Origin of the sequence: Mycobacterium sp. PO1, assembly GCF_017312405.1 — a bacterium.
Taxonomy (GTDB): domain Bacteria; phylum Actinomycetota; class Actinomycetes; order Mycobacteriales; family Mycobacteriaceae; genus Mycobacterium.
Genome location: NZ_BLTG01000132.1, coordinates 1 through 9767 on the forward strand (window position 1 = coordinate 1; position 9767 = coordinate 9767).

Here is a 9767-nt window from a genome sequence, read left to right on the forward strand (position 1 = left end):
CCGCGGCAGCGTCGACGATGGTCTGCGCGACGGTGCGCTCCCCCGCCCGCGCCCGCTCCACGCCCGCCCCCTCCGGATTGGAGGTGGCCGCCAGCACGAACACGCCGCGGTCGTGATCGGCGGCGGTGTCCAGCAGCGGTCGCAGCGACCCGAACCCGAGGTAGGGCGACGCGGTCACCGCGTCGGCCGCCAACGGCGAGTCACCCGCCCACGCCTGGGCGTAGGCGGCCATCGTGGAACCGATGTCGCCCCGCTTGGCGTCGGCGAGCACCAGCACCCCGGCGTCACGCAGCGCGCCGATCGTGCGTTCGAGCACGGCGAACCCGGCCGCACCGTAGGCCTCGAAGAACGCCACCTGCGGCTTGACCACGGCGGCAGCGCCGAACGCGGCGACGCAGATGTCGCTGAAGCGAGCCAATCCGTCGGCGTCGACGGCCAGACCCCACGCCTGCAGAAGTTCGGGGTGCGGATCGATGCCCAGGCACAGTGGGCCGCGCTCGGCCATCGCACCGGCGAGGCGCTCACCGAACCCGCTCACCGTCAGGACCCCAGGGCGCTGTGCAGCTCCTGCAGTGACATCACCCCGATGTCGCCGCGGATGCCCGCCTCGATGCCCTGCACCGCGGCAGAGGCGCCCTGCACCGTCGTCACGCAGGGAATGTTCATCGACACCGCCGCGGACCGGATCTCATAGCCGTCGATGCGCGGCCCGGAGTTGCCGTACGGGGTGTTGATCACCATGTCGATCTCGCCGGCCTTGATGGCGTCCACCGCCGAGGGAAGCGGGTTGGTTTCGCTCGGTTCCTCGAAGTGCTTGCGCACCTCGTCGCACGGAATCCCGTTGCGCCGCAACATCTCGGCAGTGCCTTCGGTGGCCATCACCCGGAACCCCAGATCGGCCAGGCGTTTGACCGGGAAGACCAGCGAGCGCTTGTCACGGTTGGCCACCGACACGAACACCGTGCCCTGCGTCGGCAGGGACCCGTAGGCCGCGGTCTGGCTCTTGGCGAACGCGCTGCCGAAGTCGTGATCGATGCCCATGACCTCGCCGGTCGACTTCATCTCCGGGCCCAGCAGCGAGTCGATCTGGCTGCCGTCGGATTTGCGGAACCGGTGGAACGGCAGCACGGCTTCCTTGACCGCGACCGGGGCGTTGCGGGGTGTGGTCGCCCCGTCCCCGGTGCGCGCCAGCAGTCCTTCGTCGCGCAGCTGCGCGATGGTGGCGCCGAGCATCACCCGGGCACACGCCTTGGCCAGCGGGACCGCGGTGGCCTTGGAGACGAACGGCACGGTCCGGCTCGCCCGGGGATTGGCCTCCAGCACGTAGAGCACGTCGTCCTTGAGCGCGTACTGCACGTTGAGCAGGCCGACCACCCCCACACCGAACGCGATCGCCTCGGTGGCGCGCCGCACCGCCTCGATGTCACTGCGGCCCAGCGTGACGGGCGGCAGCGCACAGGCCGAGTCACCGGAATGGATGCCGGCCTCCTCGATGTGCTCCATGATTCCGCCGATGTAGACCTCGGTGCCGTCGCACAACGCGTCGACGTCGATCTCGATCGCGTCCTCGAGGAACCGGTCGACCAGCACCGGATGTTCGGGCGACAACTCGGTGGCTCGCTGGATGTAGCCTTCGAGGCTTTCCTCGTCGTAGACGATCTCCATGCCGCGCCCGCCCAGCACGTAGGACGGCCGCACCAGCACCGGGTAGCCGATGTCGGCGGCGATGCGACGGGCCTGGTCGAAGCTGATCGCGGTGCCGAAGCGCGGCGCGGGCAGGCCGGCGTTGGTGAGCACCTCGCCGAAGCGGCCGCGGTCCTCGGCGAGATCGATCGCCTCGGGCAGGGTGCCCACGATCGGCACACCGGCCTTCTCCAGCCGCTCGGCCAGCCCGAGCGGCGTCTGCCCGCCGAGCTGGACGATGACACCGACGACGCCGGGTCCGCCGCGACCCGAGGACTGCTCGGCGAAGAAGACCTCGAGCACGTCCTCGAAGGTCAGCGGCTCGAAGTACAGCCGGTCGGCGGTGTCGTAGTCCGTCGACACCGTTTCCGGGTTGCAGTTGACCATGATCGTCTCGAAGCCCGCGGCGCTCAGCGTGGTCGCGGCGTGCACACAGCTGTAGTCGAACTCGATGCCCTGGCCGATGCGGTTGGGTCCGGAACCCAGGATGAGCACCTTGGGCCGTTCGGCCTGGGGCGCGACCTCCGTCTCGGCCGCTGGATCCAGCTCGTAGCTGCTGTAGTGATACGGCGTCTTGGCCTCGAACTCCGCGGCGCAGGTGTCGACGGTCTTGAACACCGGGTGGATGCCGAGGCGCCGGCGCAGCGCCCGCACACCCGCCTCACCGGCCAGTTCGGGTCGCACCGCGGCGATCTGGCGATCGGACAGGCCGCTGTACTTGCTGTAACGCAGCAGCTCCTCGGTGAGCACCGGGGCGTCGATCAGCTCGGCGCGCAACTCCACCAACCCGGATATCTGTTCGACGAACCACGGGTCGACTCCCGAGGCGCGCGCCACCTCGTCCACCCCGGCCCCCAGCCGCAGCGCGTATTCGATGTCGTAGAGCCGTCCGTCGGTCGGGGTCCGCAGCCGCGCCAGCACCTCGCTGACGTCGAGGTCGGGATCGGGGCCGGTCCAGAACCCGGTGCGGCTGGTCTCCAGAGATCGCATCACCTTGCCCAGCGCCTCGACGAAGTTGCGGCCCAGCGACATCGCCTCGCCGACCGACTTCATCGCGGTGGTCAGCGTGGTGTCGGCGCCGGGGAACTTCTCGAACGCGAACCTCGGCGCCTTGACCACGACGTAGTCCAGGGTGGGCTCGAAACAGGCCGGGGTTTCCTTGGTGATGTCGTTGACGATCTCGTCGAGCGTGTAGCCGATGGCCAGCTTCGCGGCGATCTTGGCGATCGGAAACCCGGTGGCCTTGGAGGCCAGCGCGCTGGAGCGCGACACCCGCGGGTTCATCTCGATGACGATGAGCCGGCCGTCTGCTGGGTTGACGGCGAACTGGATGTTGCAGCCACCGGTGTCCACTCCGACCTCGCGCAGGATGTCGATGCCCAGCGTGCGCATGGTCTGGTATTCACGGTCGGTCAACGTCATCGCCGGTGCCACGGTCACCGAATCACCGGTGTGCACGCCCATCGGGTCGACGTTCTCGATCGAGCACACCACCACGACGTTGTCGTGACCGTCGCGCATCAGCTCGAGCTCGTATTCCTTCCAGCCGTAGATCGATTCCTCGATCAGCACGTTCGCCGATGGCGACGCGGTGAGGCCGTCACCGGCCATCCGCTCGATGTCCTCGGCCGAATACGCCATGCCCGAACCGAGGCCGCCCATCGTGAAACTCGGCCGCACCACCACGGGCAGACCGAGGTCGGCGACCGTCTCGTGCACCTCGTCCATCGTGTAACAGACACGGCTGCGGGCGGATTCACCGCCCACCTTGGCGACGATGTCCTTGAACTTCTGCCGGTCCTCACCGCGCTGGATCGCCTCGAAGTCCGCGCCGATCAGCTCGACACCGTACTTGTCCAGGACACCGTTCTCGTAGAGCTTGACCGCGGTGTTCAGCGCGGTCTGACCGCCGAGGGTGGCCAGCAGCGCGTCGATCTTGTTGCCGCGCTCGGCCTGCTGGGCGATCACCCGCTCCACGAAGTCGGCGGTGATCGGCTCGACGTAGGTGTGGTCGGCGAACTCCGGGTCGGTCATGATCGTCGCCGGGTTGGAGTTCACCAAGCTGACCTGCAGGCCCTCGGCCCGCAGCACGCGACAGGCCTGGGTGCCGGAGTAGTCGAACTCGCAGGCCTGCCCGATGATGATCGGCCCGGAGCCGATCACCAGGACATGGTTGAGGTCTGTGCGACGCGGCATCTACTTCCCCTCTCCGCGAGCGCGCGTATCGGTACCCGACACCCCGCGCGAATCTGTGCTGGACCGCACGCTCGCGGTCACGTGTTGTCCGCCATGAGGTCGACGAACTGGTCGAACAGGTACGCCGCGTCACGCGGTCCGGCGGCCGCCTCAGGGTGGTACTGCACCGAGAACGCCTTGCCGTCGAGAAGCCGGACCCCTTCGACGGTGCCGTCGTTGGCGCAGGTGTGGCTGATCTCGGCACGGCCGAACGGGGTGTCGAACTGCTCCCCCGCCTCACCTTCGAGGGCGAATCCGTGGTTCTGCGCGGTGATGGCCACCCGCCCGGTGGCGTGATCGATCACCGGGATGTTGATGCCGCGGTGCCCGAACACCATCTTGTAGGTGTCGCGGCCCAGCGCGCGGCCCAGGATCTGGTTGCCGAAACAGATACCGAACAGCGGGATCCCGGCACCGAGCACGTCGCGGGTCACGCCGACCACGTGATCGGCGGTGGCCGGGTCGCCCGGCCCGTTGGACAGGAAGACACCGTCGGGCTTCAGGTCGGCGATCTCGGCGAACGACGCCGAGGACGGCAGCACCCGGCAGCGCACTCCGCGGGCGGCGAAGTTACGGGGCGTGTTGGTCTTGATGCCGAGATCCAGCGCTACCACCGTGAACCGTTCGCCACCCTCCGGCTCGACGACGTAGGCGTCGTCGGTGCTGACCTCGCCCGCCAGGTCGGCTCCCAGCATCGGCTCCTGATGACGAACCCGGTCGACCAGCTCGTCGACGGGCGCCTCGGCTGCCGCGCCGCTGAACACACCGGCTTTCATCGAGCCGCGGCTGCGCAGATGCCGCACGACGGCGCGGGTGTCGATGCCGGAGACACCGACGACGCCCTGGCGGTCCAGTTCGTCGTCGAGTGTGCCGGTGGCCCGCCAGTTCGAGGCCCGCGGCGACGGATCGCGCACGGCGTAGCCGGCCACCCAGATCTTGTCACCGCGGCTCTCGCTGTCCTCGAGATTCCATCCGGTGTTGCCGATCTGGGGCGCGGTCGCGATCACGATCTGGCGGTGATAGCTCGGGTCGGTCAGCGTCTCCTGATAGCCCGACATGCCGGTGGAGAACACCGCCTCGCCGAGGGTCTGCCCGACGGCCCCGAACGGACGGCCGGTGAACACGCGGCCGTCCTCGAGCACGAGCAGCGCTTTCTGTCCGGTCATGAAACCTCCTCCGGAATCCATTTCGAATAGTCGCCACGGTTGTCGGCGCGGAACCCGGTGTCGATCTCCGTGCCCGACGGCAGCCGCCAGCGGATCGCGAGAATGCCCTCGTGCGACTGTGCCTTCCCCCCGTTCGCTTTCCTCTTACCCCCGGGGATCACCTTCCCCGCCAGGTTGCGCTCGGTGCGGATGTCGGCGATCGCGTCGTCGGGAATCCAGATGGGCCCGGCACCGCTGCGCTGCAACATGATTCCTTCGGGGTAGCGGGTCAGCACCGCCTTGGCGCGAAAGCCCAGATCCGCGGCGGCGACCCGGTCGTTCCAGTGCGGCACCAACGTGCTGCCGACGTAGAGACCCTTCGTGGGTGCGACCAGCGCCGGACCCACGGTGTCGGGTAGCGGCGGCAGAGCGCCGATGATCTGGGCCTGCCGCTCGGCCCGGTGCCGCCAGCCCCGCATCATGGCCTGGATCAGCACCGCGATCAGGATCGCCACCACGGCAGCCATCACCAGCGTGGTCACCAGCGTCCCGGTGTTCACGCGCCGACCTTTCCGTCCCGGGCGGTCACCGCGCCCCGCAACAACGTCGCGGTCACCGTCGCCGGAAGCTCCATCGCCTCGTAGGGCGTGTTGTCCGAGCGGCTGGCCAGCGCGGGGCCGTGTACCGTCCACGTCGCCGACGGGTCGATCACCGTGAGGTTCGCCGGTTCCCCGACCTCCAGCGGCCTGCCCTGGTCGGGCAGACCGACGATTCGGGCCGGCGCCTCGCTCATCACCCTGGCCACGTCCCGCCAGGTCAGTAGCCCCGGGTTCACCATCGTCTCGACGACGACCGAGAGCGCGGTCTGCAAACCGAGCATGCCGGGTCGGGCGTTGGCGAACTCGCAGCACTTCTCGTGCGTCCCGTGCGGGGCGTGGTCGGTGGCCACGCAATCGATCACGCCGTCGGCGAGGGCCTGGCGTAACGCGACGGCGTCACTGGCTTCCCGCAGCGGCGGGTTGACCCGGTTGACACCGTCGTAGGTGTTCAACCGGGAATCGTCGAGCAGCAGGTGGTGCGGGGTGACCTCGGCGGTGATGGAGATTCCCTGCGACCTGGCCCATCGGAGCAGTTCCACCGTGCCTGCGGTCGACGCGTGGCAGATGTGCACGCGCGCGCCGGCATCACGGGCCAGCAACGCATCCCGCGCGACGATCGACTCCTCGGCCGCCCGCGGCCAGCCCGCCAACCCCAGGCGCGCCGCGTTGGGTCCCTCATGGGCGACGGCGCCGGCGGTCAGCCGGGGCTCTTCGGCGTGCTGGGCGATGAGCACGCCGAGCCCGGACGCGTATTCCAGCGCGCGGCGCATCACCAGCGGGTCCTCGACGCACAGGCCGTCGTCGGAGAACATCCGCACCCTGCCGACACCGGCGGCCATGAGCCCCATCTCGGTGAGCTGCTTGCCCTTGAGTCCGATCGTCACGGCGCCCACGGGGTGCACGTCGACCAGCCCGACCTGTTGACCGCGGCTCCACACGTGGTCGGTGACCACCGCCGAGTCGGCGACCGGATCGGTGTTGGCCATGGCGAACACCGCGGTGAAACCGCCGAGAGCAGCTGCCGCCGAGCCGGTTTCGATGTCCTCGGCGTATTCGCGACCGGGCTCACGCAGGTGGGTGTGCAGATCCACGAAGCCGGGCAGCAGCACCTGCCCGCGCGCGTCGATGATGTCGGCGTCGGCGGGCACGTCCAGTCCGGCACCGATCGCGGCGATCTGTCCGTCGTCGACGGCGACGTCGACCTCGTCGCCCTCGCCGTAGAGCCGAACGCCTCTCAGCAGAATCGTCATGCGCTGATCGCCCCTTCTTCAGCTCCGACCAGCAGGTGGAACAGCACCGCCATCCGGACGTGCACGCCGTTGGAAACCTGTTGCAGGACCGCCGATTGCGGCGAGTCGGCCACCGAATAGGCGATCTCCATGCCGCGCAGCATCGGTCCGGGGTGCAGCACCACGGCGTGTTCGGCCAGCATGGTGTGGCGCTTGTCCGACAGGCCGTAACGCACGGAATACTCCCGCGAGGAGGGGAAGAAGCCCCCGTTCATCCGTTCGGCCTGCACCCGCAGCATCAACACCGCGTCGGCCAGCGGCAGTTCGGCGTCGATGTCGTGGGACACCGTGACCGGCCAGCCGCCGACGCCGACGGGGAGCAGCGTGGGTGGGGCGACCAGCACCACTTCCGCGCCAAGCGTGTGCAGCAGCGCCACGTTGGAGCGGGCCACGCGGCTGTGCAGCACGTCACCGACGATCACCACCCGCTTACCCTCGATGCCGCCGAGCCGCTGCCGGATGGTCAGTGCGTCCAGCAGCGCCTGGGTGGGGTGCTCGTGGGTGCCGTCACCGGCGTTGATCACACTCGGGCCACCGTGCTCGTCGCGCGTCCACTCGGCCAGTTGCTGCGCCGCGCCCGAGGCGGGGTGACGCACGATCAGCGCGTCGGCGCCGGCCGCCCGCAGCGTCAGCGCGGTGTCGCGCAACGACTCCCCTTTGGCGACAGAGGATCCCGAAGCGCTGACGTTGATGACGTCGGCACTCATCCACTTGCCCGCGACCTCGAACGACACCCGGGTCCGGGTGGAGTTCTCGTAGAACATCGTGATGATGGTGCGCCCCCGCAGGGTGGGCAGCTTCTTGACCTCGCGGCCGATCAGCGCTTCGCGGAACCGGTCGGCGTTGTCGAGGATCGCGATGGCGTCGTCGCGGCTGAGGTCGGCCGCGGCCAGCAGGTGTTTCACCTCGGGGGACCTCCGTACGGTGCGATGTGGACGCCGTCGTAGCCGTCGTCTTCGGTCAATCGGACCTTGACGTTCTCGCTGCGTGACGTCGGCACGTTCTTGCCGACGTAGTCGGCCCGGATCGGTAGCTCCCGATGACCGCGGTCGACGAGCACCGCCAGTTGGACCGTGCGGGGACGCCCGATGTCGCGCAGCGCATCCAGCGCGGAACGGACCGAGCGGCCCGAGTACAACACGTCGTCGACGAGCACGACCAGCGCGCCGTCGATGCCGCCCTCGGGAATGGAGGTGGCAGCGAGCGCGCGAGGCGGCTTGCTCATCAGGTCGTCGCGGTAGAGCGTGATGTCCAGCGCGCCGTGGGCGACGTCGGTACCGCTGAATTCGGCGATGTTGCGGGCCAATCGGGTGGCCAGAGTGACGCCACGGGTAGGGATGCCCAACAGGATGACGCGGGGGCCGTCGGGTCCGTCGAGTGCCGTCTTCTCGATGATCTGGTGCGCGATGCGAGCGATCGTGCGACTGACGTCCGCTGCGGACATCAACTCCCGGTCAGTGGCAGCCACGTGCGACCCGGACCTCCTTCTCCGCCTCACCGGACGGCCGTTAAAGGATGCTCGGAAACTGCCGGGAGCTTAGCACCAATTTTGACACCGCCCCGTACCGGTAGCCTCTGGCGGGTGAACCTCGACCGCAACAAGGCATCCATCAACGAAGCCATCGACGCGGGACTGCTGGCCGGAGCGGTCACCCTGGTCTGGCAGGGCGGGCGGGTGCTGCAGGTCAACGAACTCGGCCACCGCGACGTCGACGCCCGGCTGCCGATGCAGCGAGACACGATGTTTCGCATCGCGTCGATGACCAAGCCGGTCACGATCGCGGCTGCCATGTCCCTCGTCGAGGAAGGCAAGCTCACCCTGACCGACCGGGTGGCCACGTGGCTACCCGAACTGGCCGACATGCGGGTGCTGGCTGAACCGCGCGGACCTCTGGACCGCACGGTGCCCGCGCAGCGTCACATCACCGTCGAGGATCTGATGACGCACCGCAGTGGGCTCGCGTACATGTTTTCGGTGCTGGGACCGCTCGCCGACGCCTACCGCAAGCTGCCGACTCGTCAGGACCAGGACCGGTGGCTGGCCGAACTCGCGGAGCTGCCGCTCGCCCATCAGCCCGGTGAGCGGCTGACCTACAGCCACGCCACCGATGTGCTCGGCATCGCGATGTCGCGCCTGGAGGGCAAGCCCCTGAGTGAGATCCTCACCGAGCGGGTGCTCGGCCCCCTGGGTATGACGGACACCGGTTTCAGCGTGGGGAGCACCGGCCGGCGGCGGGCCGCGACCATGTATCAACTCGACGCGGACACGACATTGCGTCACGACGTGATGGGGCCGGCACCGATCACGGACCCCCCGTTCTGCATGGGCGGAGCCGGGCTGTGGTCGACCGTCGACGACTATCTCAGGTTCGCGCGGATGTTGTTGGCCGGCGGCAGCGTCGACGGGGTGCGGGTGCTCTCGGAGCAGTCGGTGGCGTCGATGCGGACGGATCGGCTGACCGACGAGCAGAAGCGACAGGACTTCCTCGGGGCACCGTTCTGGATCGGGCGCGGTTTCGGGTTGAATCTGTCCGTGGTCACCGACCCGGCCAAGTCACGTCAGCTCTTCGGCCCCGGCGGGCTCGGCAGCTTCTCGTGGCCGGGCGCCTACGGCACGTGGTGGCAGGCCGATCCCTCCGCGGACGTCATCCTGATCTACCTGATCCAGAACATGCCGAATCTCACCGTCGATGCCGCGGCGGCCGTCGCCGGCAACACGTCGCTGGCGAAGCTGCAGACCGCACAGCCCAAGTTCGTGCGACGAACCTACGAAGCCCTGGAGTTGTAGCGACGAACCTTGAGTTCCTAAGGGATGT

8 protein-coding genes are annotated in these 9767 nt (G+C 68.8%); 1 reads left to right on the forward strand and 7 read right to left on the reverse strand.

Annotation, left to right across the window (positions count from 1 at the left end):
- From pyrF to pyrR, 7 genes are all read right to left on the reverse strand, one after another.
- The coding region (gene pyrF / locus J3476_RS27325; RefSeq protein ID WP_207069396.1) for an orotidine-5'-phosphate decarboxylase at nt 1-538 on the reverse strand (538 nt) is incomplete at its 3' end.
- Between the two features lie 2 nt (nt 539-540).
- Nucleotides 541-3879 (reverse strand): carbamoyl-phosphate synthase large subunit, encoded by a 3339-nt coding sequence (gene carB, locus J3476_RS27330; protein ID WP_207069397.1) that lies wholly within the window; start codon nt 3877-3879, stop codon nt 541-543.
- A gap of 77 nt (nt 3880-3956) precedes the next feature.
- Nucleotides 3957-5084 carry a glutamine-hydrolyzing carbamoyl-phosphate synthase small subunit gene (gene carA, locus J3476_RS27335; RefSeq protein ID WP_207069398.1) on the reverse strand — a complete coding sequence of 376 codons (1128 nt, stop codon included), beginning with the start codon at nt 5082-5084 and terminating at the stop codon, nt 3957-3959.
- Nucleotides 5081-5623: a transporter gene (locus J3476_RS27340; RefSeq protein ID WP_207069399.1), complete on the reverse strand. Its 543-nt coding sequence runs from the start codon at nt 5621-5623 to the stop codon at nt 5081-5083. Before J3476_RS27340 ends, carA begins: the two co-directional genes overlap by 4 nt.
- A complete protein-coding gene (locus J3476_RS27345; protein WP_207069400.1) occupies nt 5620-6912 on the reverse strand; it encodes a dihydroorotase in 1293 nt (430 codons plus the stop codon). Before J3476_RS27345 ends, J3476_RS27340 begins: the two co-directional genes overlap by 4 nt.
- A complete protein-coding gene (locus tag J3476_RS27350) occupies nt 6909-7856 on the reverse strand; it encodes an aspartate carbamoyltransferase catalytic subunit (RefSeq protein ID WP_207069401.1) in 948 nt (315 codons plus the stop codon). Before J3476_RS27350 ends, J3476_RS27345 begins: the two co-directional genes overlap by 4 nt.
- Nucleotides 7853-8419: a bifunctional pyr operon transcriptional regulator/uracil phosphoribosyltransferase PyrR gene (pyrR, locus tag J3476_RS27355; RefSeq protein WP_286183840.1), complete on the reverse strand. Its 567-nt coding sequence runs from the start codon at nt 8417-8419 to the stop codon at nt 7853-7855. Before pyrR ends, J3476_RS27350 begins: the two co-directional genes overlap by 4 nt.
- Before the next feature lie 114 nt (nt 8420-8533).
- Here pyrR and J3476_RS27360 point away from each other — a divergent pair, with 114 nt between their 5' ends.
- On the forward strand, nt 8534-9739 hold the full coding sequence (locus tag J3476_RS27360; RefSeq protein ID WP_207069402.1) for a serine hydrolase domain-containing protein: 1206 nt from the start codon (nt 8534-8536) through the stop codon (nt 9737-9739).
- Nucleotides 9740-9767: the final 28 nt, after the last annotated feature.

Excerpts from the sequence above, each read along its gene's own strand:
- carB (WP_207069397.1), bottom strand. The coding sequence starts at position 3,879 with ATGCCGCGTCGCACAGACCTCAACCATGTCCTGGTGATCGGCTCCGGG.
- J3476_RS27345 (WP_207069400.1), bottom strand. The coding sequence starts at position 6,912 with ATGACGATTCTGCTGAGAGGCGTTCGGCTCTACGGCGAGGGCGACGAG.
- carA (WP_207069398.1), bottom strand. The coding sequence starts at position 5,084 with ATGACCGGACAGAAAGCGCTGCTCGTGCTCGAGGACGGCCGCGTGTTC.